Annotated in this window: 15 protein-coding genes; 10 read left to right on the forward strand and 5 right to left on the reverse strand. The window is 74.2% G+C overall.

Annotation, left to right across the window (positions count from 1 at the left end):
* Nucleotides 1-150 (forward strand): ferredoxin, encoded by a 150-nt coding sequence (locus tag H0S66_RS07825; protein ID WP_246305117.1) that lies wholly within the window; start codon nucleotides 1-3, stop codon nucleotides 148-150.
* 83 nt (nucleotides 151-233) lie between these two features.
* Nucleotides 234-809, forward strand: coding sequence for a TetR/AcrR family transcriptional regulator (locus H0S66_RS07830; protein WP_258017156.1), 576 nt, complete (start codon nucleotides 234-236; stop codon nucleotides 807-809).
* Nucleotides 810-890: 81 nt separating this feature from the next.
* Here the strand turns inward: H0S66_RS07830 and H0S66_RS07835 are convergent, their stop codons facing one another.
* Nucleotides 891-1,781, reverse strand: coding sequence for a GTP-binding protein LepA (locus H0S66_RS07835; RefSeq protein ID WP_179614892.1), 891 nt, complete (start codon nucleotides 1,779-1,781; stop codon nucleotides 891-893).
* Nucleotides 1,782-1,803: 22 nt separating this feature from the next.
* Between H0S66_RS07835 and H0S66_RS07840 the strand changes: the two genes are divergently transcribed.
* The 3 genes from H0S66_RS07840 (at nucleotide 1,804) to H0S66_RS20055 (ending at nucleotide 5,110) form a co-directional block, all read left to right on the forward strand.
* Nucleotides 1,804-3,225 (forward strand): MFS transporter, encoded by a 1,422-nt coding sequence (locus tag H0S66_RS07840; RefSeq protein WP_258017157.1) that lies wholly within the window; start codon nucleotides 1,804-1,806, stop codon nucleotides 3,223-3,225.
* Nucleotides 3,222-4,556 (forward strand): M15 family metallopeptidase, encoded by a 1,335-nt coding sequence (locus H0S66_RS07845; protein ID WP_258017158.1) that lies wholly within the window; start codon nucleotides 3,222-3,224, stop codon nucleotides 4,554-4,556. Before H0S66_RS07840 ends, H0S66_RS07845 begins: the two co-directional genes overlap by 4 nt.
* 104 nt (nucleotides 4,557-4,660) lie before the next feature.
* Nucleotides 4,661-5,110 (forward strand): hypothetical protein, encoded by a 450-nt coding sequence (locus H0S66_RS20055; RefSeq protein WP_218876252.1) that lies wholly within the window; start codon nucleotides 4,661-4,663, stop codon nucleotides 5,108-5,110.
* Nucleotides 5,111-5,125: 15 nt separating this feature from the next.
* Here the strand turns inward: H0S66_RS20055 and H0S66_RS07855 are convergent, their stop codons facing one another.
* Nucleotides 5,126-5,944 carry an alpha/beta hydrolase fold domain-containing protein gene (locus tag H0S66_RS07855; RefSeq protein WP_218876253.1) on the reverse strand — a complete coding sequence of 273 codons (819 nt, stop codon included), beginning with the start codon at nucleotides 5,942-5,944 and terminating at the stop codon, nucleotides 5,126-5,128.
* A gap of 80 nt (nucleotides 5,945-6,024) precedes the next feature.
* Here H0S66_RS07855 and H0S66_RS07860 point away from each other — a divergent pair, with 80 nt between their 5' ends.
* Nucleotides 6,025-6,999 carry an NADPH:quinone oxidoreductase family protein gene (locus tag H0S66_RS07860; protein WP_179614895.1) on the forward strand — a complete coding sequence of 325 codons (975 nt, stop codon included), beginning with the start codon at nucleotides 6,025-6,027 and terminating at the stop codon, nucleotides 6,997-6,999.
* A 48-nt stretch (nucleotides 7,000-7,047) separates the two neighbouring features.
* On the opposite strand, the gene H0S66_RS07865 is transcribed toward H0S66_RS07860, so the two are convergent.
* Nucleotides 7,048-7,344, reverse strand: coding sequence for a putative quinol monooxygenase (locus H0S66_RS07865; protein WP_179614896.1), 297 nt, complete (start codon nucleotides 7,342-7,344; stop codon nucleotides 7,048-7,050).
* A 61-nt stretch (nucleotides 7,345-7,405) separates the two neighbouring features.
* On the opposite strand from H0S66_RS07865, the gene H0S66_RS07870 reads away from it, so the two are divergent.
* Nucleotides 7,406-7,738 (forward strand): hypothetical protein, encoded by a 333-nt coding sequence (locus H0S66_RS07870; protein WP_179614897.1) that lies wholly within the window; start codon nucleotides 7,406-7,408, stop codon nucleotides 7,736-7,738.
* A gap of 81 nt (nucleotides 7,739-7,819) precedes the next feature.
* Nucleotides 7,820-9,787 (forward strand): M13 family metallopeptidase, encoded by a 1,968-nt coding sequence (locus tag H0S66_RS07875; protein WP_276529363.1) that lies wholly within the window; start codon nucleotides 7,820-7,822, stop codon nucleotides 9,785-9,787.
* A gap of 24 nt (nucleotides 9,788-9,811) precedes the next feature.
* Here H0S66_RS07875 and H0S66_RS07880 read toward each other — a convergent pair whose 3' ends face one another.
* Nucleotides 9,812-10,252, reverse strand: coding sequence for a hypothetical protein (locus tag H0S66_RS07880; protein WP_179614898.1), 441 nt, complete (start codon nucleotides 10,250-10,252; stop codon nucleotides 9,812-9,814).
* Between the two features lie 126 nt (nucleotides 10,253-10,378).
* Between H0S66_RS07880 and H0S66_RS07885 the strand changes: the two genes are divergently transcribed.
* The gene (locus H0S66_RS07885; RefSeq protein ID WP_179614899.1) at nucleotides 10,379-12,511 is read left to right on the forward strand and encodes a DEAD/DEAH box helicase; all 2,133 of its coding nucleotides are present in this window, start codon (nucleotides 10,379-10,381) and stop codon (nucleotides 12,509-12,511) included.
* A 90-nt stretch (nucleotides 12,512-12,601) separates the two neighbouring features.
* Nucleotides 12,602-13,480: an LLM class flavin-dependent oxidoreductase gene (locus H0S66_RS07890; protein WP_179614900.1), complete on the forward strand. Its 879-nt coding sequence runs from the start codon at nucleotides 12,602-12,604 to the stop codon at nucleotides 13,478-13,480.
* Between the two features lie 85 nt (nucleotides 13,481-13,565).
* Here H0S66_RS07890 and H0S66_RS07895 read toward each other — a convergent pair whose 3' ends face one another.
* Nucleotides 13,566-14,066: an inorganic diphosphatase gene (locus H0S66_RS07895; protein WP_179614901.1), complete on the reverse strand. Its 501-nt coding sequence runs from the start codon at nucleotides 14,064-14,066 to the stop codon at nucleotides 13,566-13,568.
* Nucleotides 14,067-14,146 lie beyond the last annotated feature (80 nt).

Below are 14,146 nucleotides of genomic sequence, written 5' to 3' on the forward strand. Positions count from 1 at the left end.
ATGTGCGAGGCCATGGCCAGCGACGTCTTCGAGCTCGACGACGACGAGGTGATGCACGTGCTCGACGAGACCCCCGAGGAGTCGCAGCGCTCCCACGTGCACGCCGCCGTGCAGGCCTGCCCGGTGCTGGCGCTGAGCCTGCAGGGCTAGGACCCTCCGGCGCTCGGTCCCGGCCCGAGGCTGACGGCCCGGCGATGACGGCCGGTGCGCCCACGCTTCCTACACTCGGGGGCGTGAGCACCGCCGCCCTCCCCAGCATGCGCGACCGTGTCGTCGACGCCGCCGTCGTGCTGACCACCGAGGTGGGGTGGGCCAAGGTGACGATGGCGCGCCTGGCCGACGAGGTCGGCGTGTCGCGCCAGACCGTCTACAACGAGGTCGGCACCAAGGCCGGGCTCGCCGAGGCGATGATCCTGCGCGAGCTCGACCGCTTCCTGGCCGCGGTGACCGCCTCCTTCGACCAGCACCCCGACGACCTCGTCGAGGCGATCCGCGCCGCGGCCCGGGCCGTCCTGGAGGTGGCTCCCAGCAACCCCCTGCTGCACGCCGTCGTCTCGGCCACCCACGGCGCCGACACCGAGCTGCTGCCGCTGCTGACCACCCACGCGGGCTCGCTGCTCGCGGCGGCCCAGGACGTCATCGCCGCGCGCATCGCGCCGTACGACGTCGACCTGGGCGCCGAGGAGCTCGACGCCGCCATCGACATGGTGGTGCGGATCGTGCTCAGCCACGTCATGCAGCCCTCCGGCCCCGCCGACCGCACCGCCGACCGGATCGCCTGGATCGCCGCCCGGGTGCTCGGCTCCTAGCGGGCCGGGCGCGGGAGTTTCATCGGGCACCCGACGAAGCTCCTGCCGGGACCATGAAGCTTCATGGTCCCGGCGACAGGTTCATCGGGTGCCCGATGAAACTCCCTCGGCACGGGCCCGAGACCGCTCGCGCGCCTCGCGGAAGGCGGCGGTGACGTACGCCGGCACCGGGAGGCCCTTGTCGCGGGCCCACAGCAGCTCCATCTCGACGCGCGCGATCTGGGCGGTGAAGTCGGAGGAGTCGTCGATGCCGAGGGTGGCCATCAGGTCGCCGAAGTCGGCCAGCTGCTCGTCGTCGTTGGCGCCGACAGGGGAGAAGGAGAGCCGGCGCAGGTGGCGCACCAGCCACTTCTGCCAGGGCGCCAGCTCGGCCCACAGCCCGCGCGCGGAGAGCTGGTAGAAGGCGAAGTGCCCCGGCTCCTGGCGCTTGATCGGGGCGATGATGGTCTCGGCGACCGCCTGCTCGCCCATCTCCCGGACGCCGTCGTGGAGCAGGTTGTAGGCCAGCACCGCCGAGCGCTCGGTGGCCATGCCGGTGAGGTAGTAGAGCATCCGCGAGACGTCCTGGAAGGCCGACGCGTGCCCGAGCGCACCGAGCACCTTGAGCTTGGTGCCGATCGAGTCGAGGTCGGCGTCGGCGGGCGGGCGGCCCAGGCGTACCTGCAGCTCGTCGAGGATCCGCCCGTGCTGGATCTCCTGGGGCTGCCACACGTCGCGGTAGAAGTGCACGTCGACCTCGGGCGGGTCGGGCAGCATCGTCATCAGCTCGAGGACGTTGCGGTCGACCTCGAGCTCGACCCGGGCCATGTAGTCGAGCACGTGGCCGAAGCGCGCCTCGAAGCCGACCGGGTCGACGACGGTGAAGTCGACCGAGTCGAGGCTGATGGGCGGGTGCTCGGCGCCGAGCCGGTCGACGTGGTCGACCAGGCGCTGGTCGGCGGCGCTGCGGGCGGACGGGCGGGAGCGGGACACCCCTGGATCCTAGGGTGGGGCGGTGAGCACTCCCGCACCAGCGCCCGGCGCCGGCGGCGTCCGGGTCGGTACGGCGACCGGCCGCGCCGTGGTCGCGGCCGCGACCCTGGGCTCGGCGATGTCGCTCTTCGATGGCACCGTGGTCAACGTCGCCCTGCGCGTCATCGGCGACGACCTCGACGCCTCGATCGCCGACCTGCAGTGGATCACCAACGCCTACCTGCTGGCCCTGGCCTCGCTGATCCTGCTCGGCGGCTCGCTGGGCGACCGGCTCGGACGGCGCCGAGTCTTCGTCGTCGGCACCCTCGGCTTCGGCGTCGCCTCCGCCCTGTGCGGGCTGGCCCCGACCGCGGAGGTGCTGATCGCCGCCCGGGTGGTCCAGGGCGTGGCGGCCGCGCTGATGGTGCCGGGCAGCCTCGCGATGATCCAGGGCGCCTTCGACCCCGCCGATCGGGCCCGCGCGATCGGCACCTGGACCGGGCTGGGTGCGATCGCGGCGGCCGCCGGGCCGCTGGTCGGCGGCGTGCTGGTCGAGTACGCCGACTGGCGGCTGATCTTCTGGATCAACCTGCCGGTCGCGGCGCTGACGGTGTGGCTGGCGCGCGCGGTGCCGGAGACCCGCAACCCCGCGGCGGCCCGGCACCTCGACCTGCCGGGGGCGGTGCTGGCCACCGCCGCCCTGGGCGGGGTCACCTACGCGCTGGTGCAGTGGGGCGACCCGGCCGCGCTGCCGGCGCTGCTCGCCGGCCTGGTCGCGGGCGCGGCCTTCGTGGTGGTCGAGGCCCGGGTCGCCGAGCCGATGCTGGCGCTGGGCATCTTCGCCGACCGCACCTTCTCCGCGGCCAACACGGCGACCCTGCTGGTCTACGGCGCCCTGTCGGTGCTGCTGTTCATGCTGCCGCTGCAGCTGCAGGTCGTCGGGGGCCGCGGCCCCCTGCTCGCCGGGCTGGCCACGCTGCCGCTGCCGTTCGTGATGCTGCTGCTCGCCGGTCGGGGCGGAGCCCTCGGCGCGCGCACCGGCCCCCGCCTGCCGCTCACCCTGGGGCCGCTGGTGATGGCCGGCGGCGTGCTGCTGCTCCTGGGCGCCGGGCGGGCGACGTACGTCGTGGGGGTGCTGCCGGGCGTGGTGGTCTTCGCGCTGGGCCTGGCCCTGCTGGTGGCGACCCTGACCGCGACCGTGCTGGCCGCGGCGCCCGACGAGCACGCCGGCATCGCCAGCGGCGTCAACAACGCCGTGTCCCGGGCCGGGGGCCTGCTGGCGGTCGCAGCGGTGCCCGGGCTCGTGGGCCTGCGCGGGGACGCCTACGCCGACCCTGCGCTGCTGGACCCCGCGTGGACGCTGGTCGTGCTGGTCTGCGCCGGCCTCCTGCTGGTCGCGGCCGTGATCTCGTGGCTGGCGCTGCCACCCACCACCTACGCTGGTGGCGGGGGCCGCGCGGGGTGAGCCCGGGGAGGAGCACGCCTGAGGCGAGCGCGGCAGCGGGCGGTACGACCGCCGCGGCGTGCGGCGCTGGGCGGGGCGCTCGTCGTGGTCCTGCTTGCGGCGGCCTGCGGCGGCACCAGCGGCGAGGAGGCCCCACCGGGCCCGAGGCGACCGAGGTCGCCGACTCCCCGACCGCCACCGACGGCGAGGACCGCGCGGCGTCCGGTGACCCCGGTGGCCCCAGTGACTCCGAGGACGGCGACGGCTCCAGCGACGGCGAGCAGCCCACGGTCGGGCTCGACCCGGCGTTCGCGGTCGACCCACCGGGCCGGCTCAAGGACCTGCCCCGCACCGCCGACATCCTGGTGCAGACCCGGGCCGGCATCCCCGAGGAGACGCTGGCCGAGATCCGGGACCTCGAGGGCGTCCAGGACGTCGAGCAGTTCTCGATGCTCCAGGTCGGCATCGAGAACCGGGTGCTCAACCTGGCCGCCGTCGACCCGGCCTCGTTCCGCCGCTTCACCCCCGGCCAGGTCCCGCAGAGCCGCGAGGTCTGGGACCGCGTCGCCGGCGGTGAGCTGGCCATCGCCCCCGAGCTGCAGAAGAAGCTGCCGATCGACGAGCAGGGCTTCGTCGAGCTCGACCAGGGCAGCCCCCAGGTGCATCTCGGCGCGCTGGCGCCGCAGATCGAGAACGCCGTCGACGCCGTGGTCAACGTCAAGTGGGGCGAGGAGCTGGGCGCCGAGCCCGGCAACGCACTGCTGATCTCCACCGGCATCACCGCCCCCGACAAGGTGGTCAAGCCGCTGACGGCGCTGCTGCCCCGGCAGACCTCCGTGCAGCGCCTCGACTCGGTGGCCCGCTTCGGGCTCGACATCAACGCCAAGCAGACCGCCTTCGTGGTCGGCTCGGTCTCCGAGGCGGTCGGTGTCTTCAACTACACCGTGCTCGGCGGCGGCCGGATCGCCCCCGCGGAGTCGTGGGTGCGCACCCACATCACCACCGCCCAGGTCCCGATCCTCGGCTCGGTGACCTGCAACAAGGCGATCATCCCCCAGCTCACGGCCGCCCTGCGCGAGGTCGTCGAGACCGGGCTGGCCGACGAGATCAACCCCGGCGAGTACGCCGGCTGCTACTACCCGCGCTTCATCGCCGGCTCCACCACGCTGTCCAACCACTCCTTCGGGCTCGCCCTCGACCTCAACACCCCCGGCAACCAGCGCGGCACCGTGGGCGAGATGGACCGCACCGTGGTGGCCATCTTCAAGAAGTGGGGCTTCGGCTGGGGCGGCGACTGGCGCTACACCGACCCCATGCACTTCGAGGCCGTGCGCATCGTCGACGTGCGCTGAGGCCGGGCAAAACCTCCAGCGAACTCCGGCGGCGCCACCGGCCGCTCGTCCACCATGGGGGCGACTGGCCGGCCCCCGCCGGTCCCTGAAGGAGGAGTCCCCCCATGGCTGCATCTCGTCTCACCACCCCGCTCGCCGGCCTCGCGGTCGCCGCCCTGCTGGCCGTCGGCCCCGTCCCCGGCGCCCAGGCCGCGCCCCCCGCCGACGGCGACTGCGCCAAGCAGCAGACCCAGGTCGACCGCGCGGCTGCCAAGCTCGAGCGGCTGCAGGACGTCTTCACCCGGGCCAAGCGCGAGGTGCGCAAGACCAAGAAGGCCGCGGCCCAGGCGGAGACCGAGGAGGAGCAGGCCGTGGTCGAGGAGGACCTCGACGAGGCGAAGCAGGACCGCACCAAGGCCAAGAAGGCGAAGAAGGCGCAGGTCCAGCGCCTCGCCAAGGCCGAGCAGCGGCTGGCGAAGTGCCAGGGCGCCACCGAGCCGATCGAGCCGACCGAGCCGACCGAGCCCACCGAGCCCACCGAGCCCACCGAGCCCACCGAGCCCACCGAGCCCTGAGCCGCAGCCGGGCGCTCAGCCGAGCGCCGCGCAGACCTCGGCCGCGACCCGTGCCATCGTGGTGCGGGCGCGGACCGGGTCCTCGGTGAGGAAGTAGTGGTCGACGCCCGGCGTGACGTCGTGCCACACCTCGACCCCGGCCTCGCGCAGCCGCGTCGCGTAGTCGTCGCCGTCGCGGCGCAGGGTGTCGCGCTCGGCGGTCAGCACCAGCGCCCGCGGCAGCCCTGCCAGCGAAGGCGCCAGCAGCGGCGAGGCGTGGGGGTGGGCGCGGGTCGCGGGGTCGGGGAAGTACGCCGCCCGCACCAGCGCGCGCAGCGACGGCGAGATCGCCCCCGCACCCCGGGGCAGCTCGCTGGCCAGGTCGAGCGCCGGCACCCCCAGCACCTGCAGCCGCGGCGTGAAGGAGTCCGCGTCCCGCGCCATCAGGCACACCGCCGCGGCCATCCCGCCGCCGGAGGAGAACCCGCCCACCGAGACCGGCGCCGTGCCGGCGGCCCAGGCCGCCACGTCGTGGGACTGCTCCTGGGCGCGCGGGAAGACGGCGTACGGCGCGGCGGTGAAGTCGACGTTGAGGACCCGCACCCGGGCGGTCGCCGCCAGGTAGCGGCACCACCAGTCGTCCATGAAGGGGTGCCGCATCAGCCACGCGCCACCGTGCAGGTGCACGTGGGCGGGGGCGTCGTCGCGGCCGGCGAGCGCGGGTGGGGCGTACTCCCAGACCGGGACCGGGCCGTGGCGGGTCGCGACCCGGCGCCGGCGCGGACGGGGCAGGTCGGAGCCCGCGAATCGCAGGTCCTCGCCGTAGCGGACGGTGAACCGGGCGGAGGCGTGCATCAGCATCGCCTGGAGACGTTGGGCGGGTCGCACAACGGACCTTCGGACCCGACGCCGTGACGGATGGCTACGGTGGCGCCATGCGAGCAGTCCAGGTCATCGACACCACCGGTCCCGAGCACCTCCAGGTCAACGACGTCGCGGAGCCGAGCCCCGGCCCCGACGACGTGCTGGTGGAGGTGCACGCCGTCGGCACCTCCTTCCCCGACCTGCTCCTCAGCCGCGGCGAGTACCAGCTGCGCCCCGAGCCGCCCTTCACCCTCGGCGTCGACTTCGCCGGCGTCGTGGTGCGCGGCCCCGAGGGGCGCGACGACCTCGCGCCCGGCACCCGCGTCGCCGGGGTGGCGCCGTACGGCGGCGCCGCCGAGCTGGTCGCGAACCCGGCCGTCTCGACCTTCGCGCTGCCCGACTCGATGAGCCTCGAGGAGGGCGCGGCGCTGCCGATGAACTACCTCACCGCCCAGTTCGCGCTCGCCGAGCGCGGCGACCTGCGCGAGGGCGAGACCGTGCTGGTGCACGGCGCCGCCGGCGGGGTCGGCACCGCGACCATCCAGGTCGCCAAGGGGTACGGCGCCCGCACCATCGCCGTCTGCTCCACCGAGGCCAAGTGCCAGGTCGCGCGCGACGCCGGCGTCGACGAGGCCGTGCTGCTCGACGGGTTCAAGGACGCCGTCAAGGAGCTCACCGGCGGGGCCGGCGTCGACATCGTGATGGACGTCGTGGGCGGCGACGTCTTCACCGACTCGCTGCGCTCGCTGGCCCCGCAGGGCCGGCTGCTGGTCGTCGGCTTCGCCGCCGGCCAGGGCATCCCCGAGGTCAAGGTGAACCGGCTGCTGCTCAACAACATCGACGTGCGCGGCGTCGGCTGGGGCGCCTACGCCATGGTGCGCCCCGGCTTCATGGAGGCGCAGTGGGCCGAGCTGGTGCCGATGATGGAGGCCGGCACGATCCGCCCGCCCGTCGGGGCGACGTACGGCATCGAGGACTTCGGCCGGGCGCTGCTCGACCTCGACGAGCGCCGCACGCTCGGCAAGGGCGTCGTCCGGATCCGCTGAGGCCCGCCGACCCGGCCGGTTCGCACCAGCCGGGTCGCGGGCACCGGCTCAGCCCAGCGGGCGCAGCGGGTGGATCGCCACGTCGCCGGCGAGCGCGGGGCCCAGCACCTTGAAGACCTCGGCCATGTGCGGGGTCGTCATGTGGGCGTCCATGGCCTCCTTGCTGGCCCACTCCTCGACCATCACGAAGGTGCCGGGGGCGGCGGCCGACTCGAAGCAGTCGTAGGCCACGCAGCCCTCCTCCTGCTGGGTGGCGGCGACCAGGTCGCGCAGCCCGGCGCGCACCGCCTCGGCCTGCTCGGGATCGGTGGGGATGGTCGCGACGACGCGCAGGTTCTGGCTCATGCCGCGAACCTAGCGGGCGCCGGGTGCGCGGCGACAGGGGGTGACCGGGGATGATGGGGGCGTGGACGAGCCCCCGCTGGACCCCGAGGAGCGGCTGCGCCGCGCCGGCCACGTGATCCTCGACGGCGTGGTGGCCGCCGAGGCCGACCCCGACGTGCTGCCCGGTGCGCCCAACCCGGTCGAGCTGGCCTTCGGCCACCTGCTCGAGATCGGCGCGGTCGAGCTGAAGATGGACGAGGACAGCGAGGAGCTCGAGCTCGACATCTCCCCGCTGATGGGCGGGGTGATGCTGGTCGTGCGCCGCCTGGTGGCCGAGCTCGCCGCGCGCGACCACGTCGACCCCGAGAGCGTGGTGATGTCGGTGCGCGCCGCCATCGACCAGGCCGCCGGCTGAGCACCGCCTGCTGCACCTCGCCTGTTCGCCCTGCGCGAAGCCACCCGTGGGGGCGGGGGAGCGGCGGCTAGGGTCGCGGACGTGAGCATCCTCGACGACGCCCGCCCGGGCATGGACCCTGACACCCGCCCCCAGGACGACCTCTTCGGCCACGTCAACGGGCGCTGGCTGGAGGAAACCGAGATCCCCTCCGACCGGTCGAGCTGGGGCCCCTTCGTGCAGCTGGCCGACGCCGCCGAGGCCCAGGTGCGCGACATCATCACCGACCTCGCCGCGCTGGCCACCGCGCCCGACCAGGAGGCGCCCGACGAGGACGCCCGCAAGATCGGCGACCTGTTCGCCTCCTTCATGGACACCGACGCGATCGCGGCCCGGGGCCTGGAGCCGGTGCGCCCGCTGCTCGACGCGGCGGCCGGCCTGCGCGACGTGCGCGACCTGGCGGCGTTCCTGGGTGAGTTCGAGCGGATCGGTGGCCACGGCCTCTTCGGCTCCTACGTCGACACCGACGACAAGCAGTCCGACCGCTACCTCTTCCACCTGGTGCAGGGCGGGCTCGGGCTGCCCGACGAGTCCTACTACCGCGACGACAAGCACGCCGAGACCCGCGAGAAGTACGTCGCCTACCTGACCCGCCTGCTCGGCCTGGCCGGCCACGCCGACCCCGAGGGCGCGGCCCGCACCATCCTGGCCATCGACACCCGCCTCGCGAAGGGCCACTGGGAGCGCGCGGCCACCCGCGACGTGCAGAAGACCTACAACCTGCGCACCCTCGCCGAGCTGCAGGAGCTGTGCCCGGGCTTCGACTTCGAGGTCTACACGACCAACCTCACCGCCTCGACCCGCACCGCCGCCGACGTGCTGGGCGAGGTCTGCGTGCGCCAGCCGTCCTACTTCGAGCACCTCTCGACGGTGCTGGAGGAGGTGCCGGTCGAGCAGTGGCGCGACTGGCTGACCAGCCGCGTCCTGCGCGCCACCGCGGCGTACCTGCCCGACGACTTCGTCGAGACCAACTTCGACTTCTACGGCCGCACCCTGTCCGGCACCCCCGAGCTGCGCGCGCGGTGGAAGCGCGGCGTGGCGCTCGTGGAGGGCGCGCTGGGCGAGGCGGTGGGCCGGGTCTACGTCGAGCGGCACTTCCCGCCGACCTCGAAGCAGATGATGGACGAGCTGGTCGCCAACCTGCTGGCCGCCTACCGGGTCTCCATCTCGCGCCTGGACTGGATGACCGAGGAGACCAAGGAGCGCGCCTACGAGAAGCTCGCGACCTTCCGGCCCAAGATCGGCTACCCCGAGAAGTTCCGCGACTACTCCGCGCTCGAGGTCAGCCAGGACGACCTGATGGGCAACTTCGCGGCGGCCTCGGCCTTCGAGACCGACCGCCAGGTCGCCAAGATCGGCTCGCCGGTCGACCGCGACGAGTGGTTCATGCTCCCGCAGACCGTCAACGCCTACTACAACCCCGGCACCAACGAGATCTGCTTCCCCGCCGGCATCCTGCAGGCACCGTTCTTCAGCCCCGACGCCCACCCCGCCGAGAACTACGGCGGCATCGGCGCGGTCATCGGCCACGAGATCGGCCACGGCTTCGACGACCAGGGCGCGCAGTACGACGGCGAGGGCAACCTCAACGACTGGTGGACCGCCGACGACAAGGCCGCGTTCGAGGTGAAGTCCAAGGCGCTCATCGAGCAGTACGACGCCTTCGAGCCGCGCGCGCTGCCCGGCGAGAGCGTCAACGGCGCGCTGACCGTCGGCGAGAACATCGGCGACCTCGGCGGGCTGACCATCGCCCACGAGGCCTACCTGATCTCCACCGACGGGCAGGCCTCCGTCGAGGACCGTCGCACCCTGTTCACCAACTGGGCCTACGTGTGGCGCACCAAGCGCCGCAAGGAGCAGGAGGCGCAGTACCTCACCATCGACCCGCACTCCCCGCCGGAGTTCCGCGCCAACATCGTGCGCAACCTCGACGAGTTCCACGAGGTCTTCGAGACCCAGGAGGGCGACGGGCTGTGGCTCGACCCGTCCCTGCGGGTGCGCATCTGGTAGCAGGGCCGCGGCCGGGGCGGGACGTCATGCGGGCGGGACGTCCGTCCCTGCGGGGGGTATGACGTCCTGGCTGGCGCCGGCGCGCAGGCTCAGGCGGTGCGAGTCCTTGAGCAGGGCGAGCGCCACCAGCACCGGAGCCACGGCGCCGAGGCTCCAGGGCAGGTCGCTCGTCAGCAGCGCCGCCCCTGTGCACAGCACCCCGAGCACCGCGATGCCGCGCAGCGCCCAGGCGAGCTCCCGGGCGGTGCCCGGGCGGTCGCCGCGCCACAGCGGCACCAGGGCCAGGGTGCCCAGGGCCAGCGCCACCAGCCCCACGGCCAGCGGGACGAAGACCCCGAGCGCCTCGGCGGGCCGGTCGCGCGGGCCGAGGAGGAAGAAGCCCGCCAGGGCGAGCGAGGCGAGGGCGACGAGGATGCCGACCAGGCCGCCGCGTCGGACCTCGACGGGGGACATCGGTGACGGCACTGCGGCTCCTCCTGAGGGAACCGCCAGAGTAGCCAGCGCCCTCGGAGCGGGGGCGGGGTGTGGTGCTCTCCACAGGTCCGGGCCCGTCCGGGTCGCGACGTCGGTGGGCGCTGGTAGACAGGCACCATGACCTCAGCAGCCTCGGCCACCATCGACCGCACTGCTGCCCGCGAGGCCGCGGAGACCCACCTGCGCGCGCTCGTCGGGCGCGACGACGCGGTGCTGCGCGAGGACCAGTGGTCGGCGATCGAGGCGCTGGCCGTCGACCGGCGCCGGGCGCTGGTCGTGCAGCGCACCGGCTGGGGCAAGTCGGCGGTCTACTTCGTCGCGACCCTGCTGCTGCGCGAGCGCGGGGCGGGCCCCACCGTGATCGTGAGCCCCCTGCTGGCGCTGATGCGCAACCAGATCCAGGCCGCCGAGCGCGCCGGCATCCGGGCGGTGACCATCAACTCGACCAACATCGGCGACTGGGAGCCGATCAACGAGGCCATCCAGGCCGGCGAGGTCGACGTGCTGCTGGTCAGCCCCGAGCGGCTCAACAACCCCGGCTTCCGCGACGAGGTGCTGCCCCGGCTCGCGGCCACGTGCGGCCTGCTGGTAGTCGACGAGGCGCACTGCATCTCCGACTGGGGCCACGACTTCCGCCCCGACTACCGGCGCATCCGCACCCTGCTCGACGACCTCACCGAGGGCATCCCCGTGCTGGCCACCACCGCGACGGCCAACCAGCGCGTCACCGAGGACGTCCAGCAGCAGCTGGGCCGCGACGTGCTGGTGCTGCGCGGCTCGCTGGACCGCGAGTCGCTGCGCCTGGGCGTGGTGCACCTCAAGACCGCCGACCAGCGGCTGGCGTGGCTGGCCGACCACCTGGCCGAGCAGCCCGGGTCGGGGATCGTCTACTGCCTCACCGTCGCCGCCACCCAGGAGGTCGCCGACTACCTGCGCAGCCGCGGCCACGAGGTGGCGGCGTACTCGGGCCAGACCGAGACCACCGAGCGGCAGGCGCTCGAGGGCGACCTCGCCGCCGGGCGGGTCAAGGCGCTGGTCGCGACCTCCGCCCTCGGGATGGGCTTCGACGCCAGCCTCGGCTTCGTGGTCAACCTGGGCGCGCCCAGCTCGCCGGTGGCCTACTACCAGCAGGTCGGTCGTGCGGGCCGCGGCCTCGACGCACGCAGCGAGTCCGCCACGGTGGTGCTGCTGCCGGCCGTCGAGGACCGCGACATCTGGGCCTACTTCGCCTCCCTGGCCTTCCCGCGCGAGGAGCAGGTGCGCGAGACGCTCGCCGTGCTGGCCGAGGAGGGCCGCCCGATGAGCACCGCCGCGCTCGAGACGCGCGTCGAGCTCAACCGCACCCGCCTCGAGACGATGCTCAAGGTGCTCGACGTCGACGGCGCCGTACGCCGGGTCCGCGGCGGCTGGGAGTCGACCGGGCGCGAGTGGGTCTACGACGAGCCGCGCTACCGCCGCGTCAGCGAGGCCCGCCAGCGCGAGCAGGACGCGATGCTGGAGTACCTGCGCACCGACCAGTGCCGGATGCTCTTCCTGCGCAGCCAGCTCGACGACCCCGAGGCGCAGCCGTGCGGCCGCTGCGACAACTGCGGCGGCCTCGAGCTCTCGACCGACGTCTCGGCCGCGGCGATCGAGGAGGCCCAGGCCCGCCTGGCCCGCCCCGGTGTCCCGGTCGCGCCGCGCAAGATGTGGCCGACCGGCATGGACCGTCTCGGCATCGAGCTCAAGGGCAAGATCAGCGACGGGGCCGCCGAGGAGGGCCGGGCCGTGGCGCGGCTGACCGACCTCGGCTACGGCCAGGCGCTGCGCGAGCTGTTCCGCGAGGGCGCCGACGGCGTCGTCGACAAGCCGGTGCCGGTGCCGCTGGTGCAGGCGGTCATCGAGGTGCTCGGCGATTGGCGCCCGCCGGTCGACGCGATCGTCTCCGTCGAGTCGGTGCGCCGCGGCGAGCTCGTCGACAGCTTGGCCGACGGTCTGTCCCGCTACCTCGGGGTGCCGCTGCTGGGCACCTGGGCGGTCGTCGACCCCGACGTCGCCCCCGGCCAGGGGTCGATGAACTCCGCCCAGCGGGTCGCCGCCGTGGGCCGCCGCTTCGACCTGCACGTCGACCCCGGCGCCCTCGAGGGCCGCTCGGTGCTGCTGGTCGACGACCTCACCGACACCGGCTGGACGCTGACCATGGCCGCCCGGGCGATCCGGCGCGCCGGCGCGGTCGCCGTCCGCCCGTTGGTGCTCGGCGTCTCCGGCTGAGCCGGTCGGTGCCGCGGGACGTCATACCTCCCGCACGCACGGACGTCCCGCCCGGATGACGTCCCGGCAGGGCGGGCCTAGGGTCGGGGCATGCGCTTCGGGCTGACGATCCTGACCGACCTGCCGTGGACCGAGGCCGCGCCGCGGTGGCGGGCGGTGGAGGAGATGGGCTTCGACCACGCCTGGACCTACGACCACCTGGTGTGGGGCGGGCTGCCGGAGAGCCCGTGGACGGGGGCGCTGCCCACCCTGGCCGCGGCGGCGGCCACCACCGGCCGGATCGGCCTCGGCACCCTCGTGACCGCGCCCAACTTCCGCCACCCCTACCCGTTCCTGCGCGACGTGCAGGCGCTCGAGGGCATCGCCGACGGCCGGGTGCTGCTGGGCCTGGGCGTCGGCGGCGACCGCGACTCCCAGGTGCTGGGCGGCGAGGAGCTGAGCACCCGCGAGCGCGTCGACCGGTTCCAGGAGTTCGTCACCCTGCTGGCGCGGCTGCGCGACGAGGACCACGTCGACGCCGACGGGCGCTGGTTCGCCACCCGCGACGCGCGCACCCTGCCGCCGCTGCGGCGTACGCCGTTCCTGGTCGCGGCCAACGGCCCCCGCTCGGTGCGCTTCTCGGCGCGGGCCGGCGACGGCTGGGTGACCACCGGGCCGCACGCCGAGACCACGCTCGACGGCTGGTACGCCGGGCTGGCGCGCTCGCGCGAGATCTACGACGAGGCGCTGGTCGAGGCGGGGCGCGACCCGGCCACGACGCCGCGCTACCTGCTCGCCGACACCGGCCGCGTGGGCCCCGACGGGTTCGCGCTGGCCAGCGTCGGGGCGTTCGAGGACATGGCGGGCCGGGCCGCCGAGCTCGGCTTCACCGACCTGGTCACGCACTGGCCGCGCCGCGAGCAGCCCTACGCCGGCGACGAGCGGGTGCTCGAGCAGGTCGCCGACGCCCTGCCCCGGCTGCGCGGCTGACCGGTCCCCGCCCGGCGGGGAACTGGCGCCGGCTCGGCGAGGAACTGGCGCCGGCTCGGCGGGGAAGTGGCGCCGGCTCGCGGGCTCAGCCCTGGCCGGCGACCAGCAGCTCGAGGGCGGTGGTGCGGTCGAGGCGCTCGCGCACGCTCACCGGCACCTCCTCGAGCATCCGGTAGGCGGTGAAGAACGAGTCCAGCTCGTCGAGGAAGGCGGGGGCGAGGTCGTCGAGGTCGCGCAGGTGGTCGGCGTGGTGGTCGGTCTCGGGCACCACGATCAGCTTGGTCTCCGCGATGTCGCCGACCTGGAGCGCGAAGCCCCCGATGACGCGGCAGCGCATGTGCACCCCCGGGAAGGTCGCCTCCTCCAGCAGCACCAGCGCGTCGAGCGCGTCGCCGTCCTCGCCGTCGGAGCCGATGACGTAGCCGTAGTCGCCGGGGAAGCCGGCCGGGCCGCCCAGGCGCCGGTCGAACCAGATCTCGCCGTCCTCGGAGGCCTCGTACTTGTTGCGGCTGCCGCGGGGTATCTCCACCACCACGTCGCAGCGGCCGTCGCGGTGCAGCTGGTCACGGTCCTGGTCGGTGCTCATCTGCTCGACCGTAGCCGCGCTCGGCCGGTGGCGACTCACCCGTCTGCGACGGCCGCGGGGCGGACCCGGCCGCAGGGGGG

Origin of the sequence: Nocardioides marinisabuli (assembly GCF_013466785.1) — a bacterium.
Taxonomy (GTDB): domain Bacteria; phylum Actinomycetota; class Actinomycetes; order Propionibacteriales; family Nocardioidaceae; genus Nocardioides; species Nocardioides marinisabuli.